12 protein-coding genes are annotated in these 16687 nt (G+C 46.6%); all 12 read right to left on the bottom strand.

Annotation, left to right across the window (positions count from 1 at the left end):
* Position 1 precedes the first annotated feature (1 nt).
* Entirely contained in the window at positions 2-958 is a 957-nt protein-coding gene (locus MHI37_RS12380) for a MoxR family ATPase (protein WP_076335803.1), read from the bottom strand.
* Between the two features lie 138 nt (positions 959-1096).
* The gene (gene spoVAE / locus MHI37_RS12375; protein WP_076335804.1) at positions 1097-1447 is read right to left on the bottom strand and encodes a stage V sporulation protein AE; all 351 of its coding nucleotides are present in this window, start codon (positions 1445-1447) and stop codon (positions 1097-1099) included.
* A gap of 3 nt (positions 1448-1450) precedes the next feature.
* The gene (gene spoVAD, locus MHI37_RS12370; RefSeq protein ID WP_076335805.1) at positions 1451-2464 is read right to left on the bottom strand and encodes a stage V sporulation protein AD; all 1014 of its coding nucleotides are present in this window, start codon (positions 2462-2464) and stop codon (positions 1451-1453) included.
* 1 nt (position 2465) lies between these two features.
* On the bottom strand, positions 2466-2957 hold the full coding sequence (spoVAC, locus tag MHI37_RS12365; RefSeq protein ID WP_076335806.1) for a stage V sporulation protein AC: 492 nt from the start codon (positions 2955-2957) through the stop codon (positions 2466-2468).
* A gap of 351 nt (positions 2958-3308) precedes the next feature.
* Positions 3309-5333, bottom strand: coding sequence for a beta-galactosidase (locus tag MHI37_RS12360; protein ID WP_076335807.1), 2025 nt, complete (start codon positions 5331-5333; stop codon positions 3309-3311).
* Positions 5334-5426: 93 nt separating this feature from the next.
* Positions 5427-7136 (bottom strand): ABC transporter substrate-binding protein, encoded by a 1710-nt coding sequence (locus MHI37_RS12355; RefSeq protein WP_076335808.1) that lies wholly within the window; start codon positions 7134-7136, stop codon positions 5427-5429.
* A 72-nt stretch (positions 7137-7208) separates the two neighbouring features.
* A complete protein-coding gene (locus MHI37_RS12350) occupies positions 7209-8102 on the bottom strand; it encodes a carbohydrate ABC transporter permease (protein WP_076335809.1) in 894 nt (297 codons plus the stop codon).
* A 12-nt stretch (positions 8103-8114) separates the two neighbouring features.
* Positions 8115-9074 (bottom strand): ABC transporter permease subunit, encoded by a 960-nt coding sequence (locus MHI37_RS12345; protein WP_076335810.1) that lies wholly within the window; start codon positions 9072-9074, stop codon positions 8115-8117.
* Positions 9075-9803: 729 nt separating this feature from the next.
* The gene (locus tag MHI37_RS12340) at positions 9804-11351 is read right to left on the bottom strand and encodes a response regulator (protein WP_256710216.1); all 1548 of its coding nucleotides are present in this window, start codon (positions 11349-11351) and stop codon (positions 9804-9806) included.
* Position 11352: 1 nt separating this feature from the next.
* Positions 11353-13155 carry a sensor histidine kinase gene (locus MHI37_RS12335; protein WP_076335812.1) on the bottom strand — a complete coding sequence of 601 codons (1803 nt, stop codon included), beginning with the start codon at positions 13153-13155 and terminating at the stop codon, positions 11353-11355.
* A 178-nt stretch (positions 13156-13333) separates the two neighbouring features.
* Entirely contained in the window at positions 13334-13681 is a 348-nt protein-coding gene (locus MHI37_RS12330) for a hypothetical protein (RefSeq protein ID WP_076335813.1), read from the bottom strand.
* A 177-nt stretch (positions 13682-13858) separates the two neighbouring features.
* Positions 13859-16687, bottom strand: a complete 2829-nt coding sequence (locus MHI37_RS12325) for a glycoside hydrolase family 3 C-terminal domain-containing protein (RefSeq protein WP_076335814.1) — start codon at positions 16685-16687, stop codon at positions 13859-13861.

The following is a 16687-nucleotide window of genomic DNA, read 5'->3' as shown; positions in this document are numbered from 1 at the left end:
CTTAACGCTCTAGCCGAACCGGCACTTTGGTAGACTGTATAATTTGCGAAACGATATCCTCTGCTTTAAGCCCGTTCATTCTAGCTTCCGTTCGAAGAAGCAGTCTATGGGAGAGTACATAGGGAGCCAGCTCCTTCACATCATCAGGAGTAACGAATTGGCGCTGCTGAATATAAGCACTTGCTTTAGCGGCTCTTGCAAGCGCTAATGCTGCACGAGGGCTTGCACCAAGCATAATATTAGCATGTTCTCTAGTACCTCTAACTAGGCCAACCAAGTATTTCCCAACTGCATCATCGATGTGTACCTTCAGCACCTGCTCCTGAATATGCAGCATATCTGTTATGTCAATCATCTGTTCGATCCGATCAGATGGATGTATTCCTTCATTAGATAGCACCATGCTTTGCTCATCCGATTCACTCGGATAACCGAGCGACAGCTTCATCATAAATCGGTCAAGCTGCGCTTCAGGAAGAGTATAGGTGCCTTCAAATTCTATAGGGTTTTGAGTAGCAAGCAGCACGAAAGGTCGAGGGAGCTCGTATGTATCGCCATCAACCGTTACATGTCCTTCTTCCATAGCCTCCAGCAAAGCCGACTGCGTCTTTGTAGTAGCACGATTGATTTCATCAGCTAATAAAATATTGGCCATGATCGGACCCGGTCGAAACAGGAAGGTTTCCTGCTTAGGATGATAGATGGATACGCCCGTAATATCGGTCGGAAGCAAATCCGGATTGCATTGAATCCTGCGAAATTGTCCGCCAATTGATTTTGCCAGTGCTTTCACCAGCTGTGTCTTGCCAGTGCCCGGCACATCTTCGAGCAATACATGTCCGCCTGCAATAACGGCGATGAGTAATCTCTGAATTTCCTCCTGTTTACCAAGAATACAGGATTCTAAGCTTCGTAGAATAGTAGCACATAATTGCATGTCTGCAGGACGAATATCCATTTCATTACCTCCCAATGAATGCCTAAGCTCATGTTTAATACTACTATTTTACAGTACATTCAATAGGGTATACAAACTTTTTCGCCACAAAAAAAATTGGAAGATCCCACAGGATCCTCCAGTTGAATTAATCAATTGCTAACCCTTCGGTCTAACTACAAGTGCTGCCAAAAAGGAGAAAATAATGGCAGACGATATACCGGCGCTCGTTACTTTGAAAATACCGGATATGACACCGATCCAACCTTGATCATGAAGCTCCGTCAGCGCCCCATGAACTAGCGCGTTACCAAAGCTTGTAATGGGTACAGTAGCCCCTGCTCCGGCAAACTTGACCAAAGGCTCATATAAGCCAACACCATCCACGATCGCACCAATCACGACCAGAATAGACATCGTGTGCGCTGGTGTGAGCTTAAGAACATCGAACATAAGCTGACCAATGACGCAAATCCCTCCGCCAATCAAAAACGCCCATAAAAAAATCATGGCTTACCCCTTTCCAGCGCTAATTGCCACCGCATGCGCAATACATGGAATACTCTCGCCTTGCTGATAGGAGAGCGGAGACAGCAGTGCTCCTGTAGCAACAACGAGAATTCGATTCAGTTCACCTTTTTTAATTCTTTTCAACAGATGTCCATAGGTTACTACCGCTGAACAACCGCAGCCGCTGCCGCCCGCTTGCACCTTTTGCTTCTGGACATCGTATACCATGAGACCACAATCGCCAAACACCGTATCATTCATGGGTACGCCGTTTTGCAGCAGCAGCTCCTTCGCAATGGGATGACCTACACCAGCCAAATCACCAGTAACAATAAGATCATAATCACCAGGCCTTCGACCCGTATCGTTAAAATGTGCTTGAATCGTATCGACCGCCGCTGGAGCCATTGCCGCCCCCATATTAAACGGATCCGTAATGCCTAAATCAATGACCTTGCCGATCGTCGCACATTCTACGACTGGCCCCTCCCCTTTAGCGGCAACGACAGCAGCTCCTGCTCCGGTAACCGTATATTGAGCCGTTGGCGGCTTCTGAGAGCCATACTCTGTCGGATAACGAAACTGTTTCTCCACCGTACAGTTGTGGCTGCATGTTCCGGCAAGCACATGGGTTGCTGAACCTGAGTTAACGAGCATAGATGCCAGCGCCAGCGTCTCCATCGAGGTAGAGCAAGCGCCGAACACGCCGATATACGGCACGCCAAGCGAACGGGCGGCAAAGCTGTTGCTAATAATTTGATTCATTAAATCGCCGCCGATAAAAAATTGAAGCTGATCACGCTCGATACCGGCATTTTGAACCGCAAACTCAGAAGCTTGCTCAAGGAGCAGTCTTTCGGCCTTCTCCCAGCTTTTCTGCTGCATATCCAGCTCAGGGTGGACAAGATCAAAGTCAGCAGCTAACGGCCCTTCACCTTCATCTGGTCCTACAACCGTCGCTTCGCCAATAATTACCGGTCGTTTATCAAACCACCATGTCTGTTTTCCGCGCAGCATCCTATTGACCTCCCGTGCCAAGAATGAGATGGGCGATTCCGACGAAAAAAGCAGCTACGGTACCAAATACAATGACCGAGCCAGCCAGCTTAAACATATTGGCTCCCACGCCGAGCACAAGACCTTCACTACGATGCTCCAAAGCTGCTGAACACATCGAGTTAGCAAAACCCGTTACAGGGACAGCAGAGCCTGCTCCTGCCCATTGCGCAATTTTGTCATACACGCCAAGGCTGGTCACGATAACCGACATTAGAATTAACGTCGCTACCGTTGGGTTGCTTGCCGCCTCCTCAGTCATCCCCATCCCGTGCACGTAAAGCTCCTGTATCGCTTGTCCAAGCAGGCATAATGCCCCGCCAAAGAGAAATGCCTTAACGCAATTCCAAAAAATTGATCTTGGCGGCTCCATTGCTTTTGCGAACGATTGATATTCCTTAGGTGACATTGACATTTTTTTGAATGTGTTTCTGTTTTTGCTTCTTGTCGCCATTGCTGCATCCTCCTATTCCGCTGCGGTTTCCCCTTTTGTGCCACAACAAAGTCCGCAGCCGATTTATTTCTCTTGTTCATTATTTGTAATCAAAGGTAGCAATATTCCGATATTAAAAAAGGACTGCTCAAGACTAAATTTCTAGTCCTAAGCAATCCTTTTCTTAAAAGCATATCGCTAACAATAAAATGACAAGCAATACATATAGTGCGAGCACAAATATGCTCATTAAATGACGCTGCCGCTTCCTAGACATATGCGCTGCTCCCCCCATACCGGGCTTATAACTACAGCATATGCCAAACACCCAAATTGGAAGCTTGACCTTGGCAATATCCTTAGGCAGCTGTCTTACTCCTCGATAATCATAACGCCCTTGGCAGCCAAGCTGTAAGCTCCGCTTACTTGCTCGTTTGTTAGAAGCTCATGTCGCGGCTGTGCTCCAAGCTGCAGCTCGGCAGCCTCAGTATTATGATTCAAAATAAAGGTGAACGATTTTCCATCTTTATTTCTACGCGTTACTTCAACGCCTGAAGGAGCAGCCATCAAAGGCTCGATTCCTTTGTCCTTGCAAATATTTGTAATCAGTGCTTGCAGGAAGTCCTTGTCAGGGCTTGAAGCGATATACCAAGCCTCGCCCTCGCCGAAATTGTTGACTGTTACCACTGGCATGCCTTTGTAGAAATCAGAGCCATACTCAGCTACAACTTCAGCGCCTTCGGAATGAATCAAGTCACATAGGATGCTGCAAGTATAAGTACCGCTTAAGGCACCGACTTCTTTTTTCATAACCACCTGATTTTGCTGTCCTGGCAGAAGCGAATCAATTTCCTCAGCCCAAATACCAAGTACGTTGCGAAGCTTGCCCGGGTAGCCGCCAATCGTAACCAAATCATTTTCATTGACGATTCCGCTGAAGAAGGTCGTAATAAACGTGCCTCCGCGAGCGACAAAAGCTTCTACCTTCTCCGCAAAGCCCGGCTTAATCATATACATAACCGGAGCAATGACGAGTTCATATTGCTCAAAGCTTTCCTCAACGCTGATCATATCTGTCTGAATGTTCTGCTCAAACAAGGCGTCGTAGTATTTATGAACCTCGTCTACATACTTGAGCGCAACGCTTGGTCCGCTTGAGAGCTCAACAGCCCATCTATTTTCCCAATCAAAGACGATTGCAGCCTTCGCGTCGATACGCGAATCAAGCAGCTTGTCCGAAAGCTGCGTAAGCTCATGCCCAAGCTCAGCGCATTCGCGGAATACACGAGTATGCTCGTGGCCAACATGCTCAATGACCGCACCATGATATTTCTCGCATGCTCCAATAGAGCGGCGAAGCTGGAAGAACATGACCGTGTCCGCACCATGCGCTACCGCCTGATAGCTCCATAGACGCATAACACCTGGCCGCTTCAGCGAATTATAAGCCTGCCAGTTTTGCTGGCTTGGCGTTTGCTCCATAAGCATAAACGGCTGACCGCTCTTGAGGCCCCGCATTAAGGCATGTGTCATTGCGGTATAGCTCACAGGCGTATCAATGGATGGGTAGTTATCCCATGAAACAACGTCCAGATGCTTGGCCCATTTAAAATAATCAAGCTCAGGGTAGGTACCCATCAGGTTTGTTGTAATTTGGATATTCGGCGAATGCTTGCGAACCTCTTCGTATTCAATTAAATAGCACTCAAGCAGGGCATCCGATTGGAATCTCCGATAGTCGAGGGAAATACTTTGGAAATTCGTCCGATTGCCGCCCCACTCCTCGCTTAGCGCATTTGGAGGAACGATTTCATCAAAATCATAGAACGTATGACCCCAGAAGCTCGTATACCAAGCTTTATTCAGCTGCTCGATCGTATGGTAACGTTTTTGCAGCCATACACGGAATGCGTCCGCGCAGTTGTCACAATAGCAGTAGCCGCCATATTCATTGGAAATATGCCAAGCAACAAGTGCGGGATGATCCTTGTAGCGCTCTGCTAATTTGCCGGCGATAAGCTGTGAATACTGCCGGTAGGTCGGGCTGCTTGGACATGAATTGTGGCGTCCGCCAAACTTCCGCTTGCGGCCTTCGTAATCAACACGTGTAACATCCGGATATCTTTTGGCCATCCATGCGGGATGTGCACCCGTACTTGTCGCTAGGCAAACGGAAATATTGTCGCCATGAAGCCGGTCGATTATTTTGTCCAGCTGTTCAAAATCATACGTATCTTCACTTGGTTGAATTCGAGCCCATGAGAAAACGTTGACGGTTGCGACATCAATATCCGCAAGCTTAAACATCCGGAGATCCTCCGACATCGTTTCATCGTCCCACTGCTCCGGATTGTAGTCTCCGCCGTACCATATTTTTGGAAGCTTATTATGTATCATTATTTAATCCTTCTCCCTTCGTACTTTGCAATTTAATCATAAGGGAAGAGAGCCCATGAAATGAGCTCTCTCCCTCTTGATCTTAGTTTAAACTTATTTGGACCAAAGTGCTACGCGATCTTGAACCATTTTTGTGAATTCAGCATTCAGTTTATCAACGCCAGCATCCTCGAGGTCTTTCAAGAATGCGTCGTAGATTTTGTCAAAGTCTGCCGGCTTCGCAAGAATTGCTTCAGGAATACGCTTTTTCATAATGTCTTGTGTTTTTTGGAAAATAACGTTAGCTTGTGAGCCTGTCTCGAATGGAAGCGTCCAAGCTGCGCCGTATTTGCGCTCTGGGAAAGCATCGTCCGCAGGCCACAGATCTTTATACGTTGTCGCATTGTATTTCGCAAGCGTCTTTTTGTCCTCTTCGGAATAAGCCGTTTGGATTTGCTCCGGGAATGTCGTTGTGTAGTAGTTGCCGGATGGATCCATCACACCGTCGCCGTAACGAGCGGAAATCAAGTAGTTACCGATTCCTGTCGTCTTCTTGAACGTATTGTTATCGTTCGATTTCTGAGCTTGAACGTCAGCTGGAATCACACGTTTGCCGTCTTCAATGGTGTAGTGCTTGCCTTCGATACCCCAGTTTACAAGCACTTGACCTTCATCTGAAGCCAAGTAATCTAGGAATTTGATCAATCGAACAGGATCCTTCGCAGCTGTTGTAATACCCAGTCCGTAGCCTGCAATGTATCCAGTGCCTTGGAAAGCATGATCTTGGTACGTATCGTTTAATGTTACAGGGAAACGAGCATATGTTGATTTAAATTTGCCTTCAGCTTTCAAAGCGTTTTGCGCATCGGCATAATCCCAATCTTGATCAATTAGGCCCAGTACGCGTCCAGATGCCACTTTAGCTTTGTATTGGTCGTACTTTTGAACGAAGCTTTCTTTGTCAAGCAAGCCGATATCGTTCATGTGGTTGAGCCAACGGAAATATTCTCTTTCTTCAGGACGTTGGTAATGCATGATCGCTTCATGTGTTTCTTGGTTGATATAGAACTCTCCGTCATCCGGTGCTCCAGTTGCATAGAAAGCAGGGTTCGTTACCGTAATTAGAATCTGCCATTCTCCGCCGTTAAGCGACATACCGATTGTCGGCTGGCCGTCTGCCGTTTTTGGGTTTTTCTCAATGTAAGCTTTAATCGCTGCTTCATAATCTTGAACGGTTTTGATTTCTGGGTAACCTGCTGCTTCTAGCACTTGGTGCTGAAGTTGGAAGCCGCCTCCCGATTCAAAGTAAACTTGGCCAACGCCGCCTTGCGGCAATGCGTAGATTGCATCATCATCCTCGCTCCAGCGAAGACGGTTGAAATATTCGCCGTATACCTTTTTGATGTTAGGGCCATACTCTTCGATCAATGGACGAAGGTCGACCATTGCACCAGCATCAACTAATTTACCGATGTTCCCTTTCGGCATAACGAGGTCTGGATAGTCATCGCTTGCTACCATAAGTGCGAACATATCTGCGTCAGTGCCGCCGACAGGGAATTCTTGTTTAATAGTAATGCCTGTTTTTTCTAGAAGGAATTTACCTGTTTCCGAATTCATATCATCCCAGTTCGCATTGTTATCACCTGAAGCCATTCGGATTGTAATCGGCTCAAGCACCTCATTCTCATTAGCGGAATTCGTTGCTTCATTTGTTGTACCCTTGTTCGTGTTGCCATCATTATTCGAGTTGCCGCAAGCTGTGACGAATACGAAAACAAGTGCCAGCATCAAGCTTAGTGCCATTTGCATATTTCTTTTCATTGATGGAAAGCCTCCCTTTTTTTCTTGTGCATGATGTGCTTGTATATAACAGGAAATCTGCTATTACCGAAATTAACTTTTTACTGCTCCAAGCGTCATACCCTTCACAAAATACTTTTGAAGGAACGGATATACCATGAGAATTGGAATGGTAACAACAATCGTAATCGCCATCTTAATGGATTCCGGCGAAACAGAAGCAATAGCCTGTTGTGCGTTCGGATCGCGATAGTTGTTGCCCGTTTGCGTCGACAACAGTACCTTCATTAGCTCGTACTGAAGCGTCGTATTCTCAGGACTCCGGTTGTTGAACAGATAAGTGTCGAACCATGAGTTCCAATGTCCGACTGCAATAAACAAAGCGATCGTTGCAAGGACTGGCTGGCAAAGCGGAAGAATAACCTTCCAGAATATGGTCCAATCGTTGGCGCCGTCGATTTTGGCCGATTCCTGCAGCGCATAAGGAAGTCCGTCAATATAGGAGCGGACGACGAACACGTTCCAAACACTGAGCAGAGCAGGAATAATGTAAACCGAGAACGTGCCGATCAAACCTAGGTTTTTCATCAGGAGAAAGCCTGGAATCAGGCCGCCTGTGAAATACATCGTTAGAGCGAACACAACGGACATCCATCTTCTTGCCTGGAAATCAGGGCGGCTAAGTGTGTATGCCATCATGGAAGCGGACAACACACCGATTGCCGTACCAATTACTGTACGCAGCACTGAGTTTTTAAAGCCAACCAGCAAGCCATCGAAACCGAATATCGTCTCGTAGTTTTTCAGCGTAAATTGACGAGGGTATATAGTTAGGCCGCCTCTTACCGTATCCACAGAATCATTGAATGATATAGCGAGTACGTTAAGAAACGGATATAACGTCACAATGGCAACAACCGTCATAAAAATGTAAACGAAGGTATCAAATATTTTATCGCCTGTATTTCTTCTCATTGTTCCTTGCATATGCGTTTCCTCCTATATGATTGATTCTTTGGTGACTCGTTTGTATATGCCGTTCGCTACAAACACGAGCAGGATGCTGACGACGGAGTTAAATATGCCGATTGCCGTACCATACGAATATCGACTCATTTGAATACCGTACTTGAGCGCATATAGATCGAGCACCTCTGAGTAATCAGATACGAGAGGATTGCCTAGCAAAAATTGCTTTTCGAAGCCTATGCTGACCAAATGCCCTATCGAGAGTATGAATAAAACCATGAAGGTTGTCCGAATTCCCGGAAGCGTAATATGCCACATTTTGCGGAAGCGTCCTGCGCCATCAACCGTTGAAGCCTCATAAAGCTCAGGATCGATTCCTGACATGGCAGCAAGGAAGATAATCGAATTCCATCCCATCTCTTTCCACAGGTCGGACAAGGTTACTATGCCCCAAAACCATTCGCCCTTTGCCATAAATTGAATCGGAGCGTCTATAATATGAAGGTACATTAGCAATTGATTGATTGCACCGCCATCGGTCGACAGCATCTTCGATACGAGCCCAGCTACAACAACCCAGGATACAAAGTGAGGCAAGTAAGAAATGGTTTGAACAGAGCGCTTGAAGAACTGTCCTCTCATCTCATTTAACAGCAATGCAAAAATGACAGGAACGGTAAAGCTGACAATCAAACCCATCGTACTCATAGCGAGTGTGTTTCGCAAGACGATATAAAACCTTTCATCTTGAAACAGCTCAATAAAGTTATCGAAGCCTACCCATTTTTGATTCAAAATCGAGTTTTTAGGTTTGTAATTTTGAAATGCTGTCAACCAGCCCCATACCGGAACGTAGCTGAATATAAAAATCCAGATGACGAACGGCAATGACATCATATACAAGTAACGCTGCTGAATAAATTTGGACCAAAAACGGTTCCGTTTGTTCGTCGTCCCAAGTGATTGGGTAGGTTCTGTTAGCGGTTTCATGGTTGTTCCTCCTAATGTTAATGCCACGGGGCAAAAACGGCTTAGTAAGCTCACTCTCTTTGTCTGTGCTGCTTACCCTCTCTTATCTGTACTAATCATAAACGATAGGATGCCCTCCCTTGCACCCGATAAATTAGACTTAAAATCATATCAAAATACGCACTTTCAAGCGCTTTCATTTTGAATGAGTATCATTTGTCACAAGGTGAACCGGCTGGCGCCGCCCTTGGCTAAGGACAAGATGTTTCTTGCAAAAAAATAACGCCTTAATCGAATCGGCTCCATAAGCCGTCGATCAAGACGTTATTCCTTACTGCTATATAAGTTGAACTTAAAAATAATGGTTTAACGAAGGAACAAAATCACCCTTACGGGTGATTGGAAATCGCGGTCGCGTCAGCTCACACTTCTAACGGAAACCATAGACGCTAACCCAAAATGCAACTTTAGCGTCTCTGGTTTCCGTTAGCTTTCTTTATCTGCTCTCCGCCCTCCGGCTTCTGGCGCAGCATCGGTAGCAACAGGTTCGGAGAATCCATAGATTCATATACAACGAGAAGATCGTTTCTCCAGAAACGAAGTGTTCGCCTTTGCAGCCTTATTCTTACCTTTAAATGTTTAACAAAATCAAAGAATCTGGCTGCAACCGCGACCCATCAGAATGATCTTCTCACGCAGCGTTCAAAACGCAAATGTTTAGTTCAATTTATATAGAGGTTTAATTTCCTCTTACTCCGAGACTGGTTTTCCCGATGCACTTTTGAAGGAAGAGGGCGATACGCCCTTGTATTTTTTGAATTTGCTATGAAAATAATCTACATTGGCATAGCCTACCCGCTCCGAAACCTGATGTACTTTCAGACCCTCCTGAAGCAGCTCGATCGCATGCTGAATCCGAACCTGATCCAAATAGGTGTTGAAATGCTCACCGGTATAGCTTTTGAACATTTTGCCCAAATAACCGCTGTTATAATTGAAAAGCTCCGCGAGTGTTTCCAGCTTAATATTCTCGCTATAATGACGCTCAATGAAATCGGTTATTTGCTTCATCACTGTCAGGCTGTCTGTTTTCCCAATTTTTTCTGATAAATCGAGTAATCGCTTTTTCAGTTGAACAATCATCTCGTCATAGTGATGTGCTAAATAAAGAGCCGTAATGATCGATAAATCCTCCTGTATAGAAACCTGGGGATTGCTGATGCTCGCTTTATTCAGCACATTCGTAAGCAGCTGTGCCCAGCTGGATTTGACGAACGACTCTGAAGTATCGACAGCACAAATGCTTTCGGAGGCTTCCTGTACAGATTTCTCTACACCAGCCTTATTTCCGATGTCGAGCATGTAAAATAGCTTTTGAGCTAGACTATCTATGGATAGCTCTTCGTTTGCAGAGGCTTCCTCTGGCTTGCTGCTTTCCGCTAGGGAAGCTAAGTGAATCTGCTGGCCTTGCAGCATAAACCTTTGCTTCAATAAGCCGCTTACCGCAAACGACCATCTTTGCAGCTCTAATGGCTCGCGAACCGCCTCGCTAGCTGCTCCTACGAATCTGACTCTCGTTCCGCAGCAAGCTTCGATCCATTGCCTCATTTGCTCGCGAGATCCATTTTGCAGCAAATAATCCTTTAATAGAACCCCTACGAAAGGCTCTGCGGAAAATACGAAGCCTAGCTGCTTTTGCTCGATAATTTCGCCAAGCTTTTTCTTAAGTGTAGCATTCAACGTAAGCGAATGTTCTCTGCTATACAGCTCGATAAGGAGCAGCTGATAATATTTCGCAGGCGGGCCTAAGAGTGTCTTCAGCTCCACCGAGCTTGAGGCTTCCGTTGCCAGCTTGCCTGCGGCAAGCTGTTGAAGCAGCTCCTCGCGCAGCAGCTGTGTCGTCTGCTCCGTGTTCAACTGCTGCTCCGATCTATGCTTAAGCTGCTCACTAACCCGCTCGACGTAGCTCTCCAGCTCATCCTCATCGATCGGCTTTAAGATGTAGCCGTCAACCTGATGCGCAATCGCTTGCTTCGCATAATTGAATTCGGCATAGCCGCTTAATATTAAGAAATGGCAGACGGTATCTGTTTTCCTAATTTCCTCAATCGCTTGAAGCCCATCCATGCCCGGCATGCGAATATCGATTAATATTAAATCAGGAAGGAGTACAGCATGCTTCTCCACAGCCTCACGGCCATTTGATGCGGTTCCCGCAACGACAAACCCGTATTTGTTCCAGTCGACTAGAGTTTGCAGACCTTCTCGAATCATTGGCTCATCGTCGACAATCAGCACTTTATGCAAATGGATGACCCCCTGTCGGTATTTCAAAATTTATACGCGTACCTTCCCCCGGCTCACTTGTAATACGCAAGCCGCAGTCCTCGCCATAAATCATGACCAGTCGCTGATGAACGTTTCGAAGTCCAATCCGGTATTCAGCCTCTTCCTCCATATCAAGCAGCGCTTCGTTGATTTGCCCCAGCTTTTCCCCACTAATTCCAACTCCATTATCCGCTACCTCGATGCAGAGAACCTGCTCCTTCACTTGAGTAGTCAACGAAACGAAGCCGCCCTCTGCAATATTTTCCAGTCCGTGCACGACAGCGTTCTCAATGAGCGGCTGAATAATGAGCGGCGGTATTTCAATGTTTTGGCTGGAATCATCGATATCAAGCCGGAAGGTTAAGCGCTCGTTTCCGTATCTGAATTTTTGTATTTCCAAATAACAGCGCACCATTTCCAGCTCGTCCTTTAACGCGATTTTGCGAGAGCCAACCTCTAGGTTGCGGCGAATCATTTTCCCAAGCATCCTGACGATTGAGGAAATTTCAGTTTCGCCCTTGATATGAGCCTTCATGCGAATCGATTCGAGCGCGTTAAAGAGAAAATGCGGATTGATTTGGCTTGCCATCATTTTCAGCTTGATCTCTTTCTGCCGCAGCTGCAGCTGCGCCTGCTGCTTATGCGATTCTGCAACCTCGTCCATTAAACCGCGTATGCTCACAACCATATTGTTGAATTGCTTAGATAAAATGCCGATCTCGTCATTGCCTGATACATGAGAAATTACGTTAAAATCACCCATGGCCACCTTGTTCAAATCCTTGTTCAGCAGCAGCATCCGCTTTGCTAACATGACCGAGAATATATAAATTAAAACAAACGCAATGACCAAGCTCACCATAATTATCCCAAATCCAAGAAGACTAATACGATTCGCGCCGCTAACAATGCTTTCTATTGTAAAGACCGAGATAATTTTGAGCCCATTGTTGCTAGACTCGGGAAGAAGATCCTCCACAACGATTTTGGAGGACTTGCCTTCAAACTTAAACTCGTAAGTCCCTGCGACCTTATCCGTTAATTGACTGGCAAAATCCAATTCTGATATGTTCTTGCCGACCCAATCAGGATTTTTCGCCGCAATCATATAGCCGTTGTCATCAATGATCATCGTGTCGAACGGCTCTTCACTAATCATCGCATTCAGCTCTACAGGATTGACGCCAATGACAAGCACTCCGCTTGATCGGTACGTAGGAAACGTGATTTTTCGAATAAGGCTCAAATAGTTCTGATTGTTCTTCGTCTCGTCAGCAAAATATCCCCAATGAATGCCATCCTGTTCCATCGCAGCGATATACCAGTCTTCATCCGTCGTCGCAGGGGTCACCTTTAGAAACTCCCAATTGTCCAAAATCGTCATATTCGTTGTATAGAAGCGCACGTTGTACACTTCACTGTATAGGCGTATGTAATCGCGAAAATCGCGATAATCCCAAAACGCCTTGACCACTTCAAAGGTAGAATTATAATGCGTATTAACAACATTCGTTAATCGGCTATCTACGAGCAGCTTATCCGAAATTTCAATTGGCATTCGAATAACATCGAGCGTCTGCTTCTTTATTCGTTCCACATTGTTCGTAATTTGCTGCGTCGCCTGATCAAGGACATTTTGGCGAAAAGCGACCGTCAAAAATACGCCGACGATCAGCACAGGAACGAATACGACGAGTATAAACGAGAAGATCAGCTTTTTTTTTATTCTAATATTGTTGATTCTAAGTGCAAGCGCTCTGATGCCAGTCATCATATAGGCGGCTCCCTCCATTATTAAGGAAAGCGTTTTCTTTTCTATGTTGAATTTTGAAGCATCCTATATTATAAAGCAGGGGTATAGACATTCATACATGACTTATTCGTTATTTTATCCTATATAAATTAGACATTTCGATACTTACTCTGTTTCTTATTCGCTAAAACCGCTCCAACTAGAGCGGTATGCGGTACATAGAGTGCTGCTCGACGACATGCTCCCCTTGATTATATACCCACTTAAAGGTAAAGCTATCTCCGGTGTAGCTTGTCCTGCTGCGAATATCGGGCAAAATAGCCGTCTCAAAATGGTCCAAAATAATTTGCTGCGCAGTGAGCAGCCGCTCCTTATTAGCTTCCAACTGCTGCTCCGCGTCCTCACTGGATTCCGCAGTCTGCAAAAAATATGCCAATGCTGCTTCCTTATCGGTAACGGTCTCAGGCAGTGGCGATCCAGAGCCGCTAAATACTTCCTTCACCGTATTTATCCAATCCTGATACAAGTCGATCTGTAATTCATTCATCACTGGAACTTGCTCCTTTATGTAGGTTAATGGTCAATCTAAAGAATAAAGCTGCTCTCGATAAAATGCAACTGTTCATGTGTATAGACGAAGTTATGGCTAGTCACTATTAAAAAAAAGAGCTGTTTCAAGAGCTGCCAAGGGCAGCCTATGAAACAGCTCTTTCTGAGTCATTTATTATTGAATATGGAACCAGCTCAGCTTGACGCTCCCACTTAGCTTAATAATCAGATCGCCATCCGGCTGAACCTCTGGCAGCTCGATATGAATCGTTTGCCATTCCTGTTCGCCGCTTGCCGCAACCGTACAAGAACCGATAACGGAGCCTTCAGCACTTCCAATCAGGATCGAAAGCTGTCCGCCCTCAGATCCGCCGCTCACACGCGCTTCAAAGCCGCTATTGCCGTTCGACCAATCAATATCAGCGAATTGAATCCAGCCCTCAGCATGCGACAACCGAACCGCCGTTCCGCCTTCCTTGCTCTCATCTAAATATACCTGTGCATAGTCATCATAGTTTTCTGCCCGAGTAGCAGTTGAAAGGTTCCGCTTCGGAATCTTTTCCCCCTCAATCACAATCGTAGCCGAGGACTTCACATCCTCAGACGAGCCGCCTGCCGCAAACGTATATTCAGCTGTTTCCAGGCAGAAGCGGTCGCGAGTAACATCCCAAATGGCCAGCTCCTCCGCAGGCACAATCAACTCCACAGCTTTTGTTTCTCCCGGCTGAAGCGTAATACGCGTAAAGCCTACCAGCTTCTTAAGCGGGCGCTCTACTCTTGAGCCTTCCACGCGCACGTACAATTGAACAACCTCATCCGCTGTTCGATCCGATTCATTCGTTACGTGCAATTGTACGATTACGTGACCATCCATGCTTGTCGCATGATTCGTAATTTCGAGCGGGCTGTAGCGGAATGCTCCATAGCTTAGTCCATAGCCGAACGGATACAGCGGCTCGCCGTCAAAATACAAATACGTTCGTTTGCCCTTCAAAATATCGTAGTCCATCAGATCAGTCAGCTGCTCCTCTGATTGGTACCAGGTCATATTCAGGCGTCCTGCAGGAGAATAATCACCGAAGAGTACATCAGCAATCGCATTGCCAAGCTCTTGGCCGGCATGCGATAAGTAGATGATGGCCGGAATTTGCTCATTCACAGCATTTAACGTAAACGGATAGCTACCGATAACGACAACTACTGTGTTCGGATTAGCTGCAAAAACGGCGCTGATCAGCTCATTCTGCGAGGCTGCTAGATCAAGGCTCGGACGGTCAATCTCTTCTTTTCCGTTGATGAGCGGATGGTTGCCAACGATGACTATAGCTGTTTCCGCTGCTTTCGCAGCTGCTACAGCCTCCTCAAGCCCGTTTGCAACGATATCCTTCGTGAACAGCTCGTTAGCTCCGATCTCCTCGTCCTCTATCACTTGAAGCGAATCTGCACCGCCGTTTGGCGCTGATACCAGCTTGCCGTTCCATGTACGAATCGCAAATTGATCATTTTCCTGCTCATCCAGCTTGAATACTTCCTTCACATACCAGCCAAATGCTTCGCTTGCTGCTGCAGCGATATTGACATCATCTGCGCTAGTTAACAGCTTGCCAGTGACTTTGCTCTCCAGTGTATAGCTGCCCCAGCCCCAATCCGTAACTTCAAACGTTTCATTAGCAGCTTGCGACTCCTCCGCTTGCAGGCGCCCCTCGTTATCAGCTGCAGCACGAAGTGCTTTGCCGTTCGCAGCTGATTTTAATACGATACGATCGTTTCCGCTGCTGTAGCCTACCTGTTTGCCTGCCAGCTTGCTCTTAATGCCCTCAAGCGGCGTTACTTTATAGGGAAGCGAGCCCGAATACCAGTCGCGGTAAACCACATCTGCAAGCGGTCCGATAACAGCGACGCTGCTTAGCTTCTCTTTGTTAAGCGGCAATGTATTGTTTTCGTTTTTCAACAATACAATCGACTCACGCGCAGCCTGCAGCGACAGCTCGCCATGCTCAGGCGCACAAAGCTTTGATTCCGGTACATTCGCATACGGATTCTGATCAGCAGGGTCAAACTCGCCCAACCGGAAGCGGACACGGAATGTGTTAATAAGCGCTTTATCCAAATGCTGTTCCGTCAGCAAGCCCTCTGCAAGCGCCTCGCGAATGGCCGCACATGATTTCTCCGCATCGTCCGTAATGCTGTCGATACCGGCTTTAATCGAATGCGCGACCGCGTCCTTGTAAGAATCATAATAGTTGTGATCATTGACGATTCCGAGCAGGTCACCAGCATCGCTTACGATGAAGCCGTTCATGCCCCACTCCTCTTTCACCACTTTATTGACATCCTCATGCAAAATCGTTGGCGTACCGTTGACCGAGTTGTACGAGGTCATCATCGACTGCGCGCCGCCCTTGACGAAGGCTGGTTTGAACGCCGCTTGATAATATTCCTTCATATTGCGCGGATCAATGCTCGCCGAGCAGCTGCCGCGGTTAATTTCATTGTTATTTCCGATAAAATGCTTCAAGGTCGCTACCGCTTTGAAATAAAGCGGATGATCGCCTTGAATTCCTTGTACAAGCGCTGCGGACAGCTCACCAGTCAGCTTCGGATCCTCGCCGTACGCTTCCTCCGTCCTTCCCCAGCGCGGGTCGCGCTCCATATCGACCGTCGGTGCCCAGAGTGTCAGGCCATTAATGGCTGGGTTGCGCTGGAAATAAACGCGAGCTTCATCGCCGATGACTGAGCCCACTTCCTTTAGCAGCACTGGGTTCCACGTGCAGCCGAGTCCGATCGGCTGCGGGAATGTCGTCGCTTCTCCCAGCCACGCCATGCCGTGTGCCGCTTCCGTTCCATGCTTGTAAGGCTTGACGCCAAGACGTTGAATTTCCGGCTGATATTGAACCATCGAATCAATCTTCTCATCAAGTGTGAAACGAGATACAAGATCAATCACTCGATCTTCAATCGGAAGTGAACTATTTTCAAAAGGAAAATTAGTCGTTGCAGTCAT

The sequence above is a fragment of the Paenibacillus sp. FSL H8-0548 genome (assembly GCF_038630985.1).
GTDB lineage: Bacteria > Bacillota > Bacilli > Paenibacillales > Paenibacillaceae > Pristimantibacillus.
This window is presented reverse-complemented; position numbering and strand designations above follow the sequence as displayed.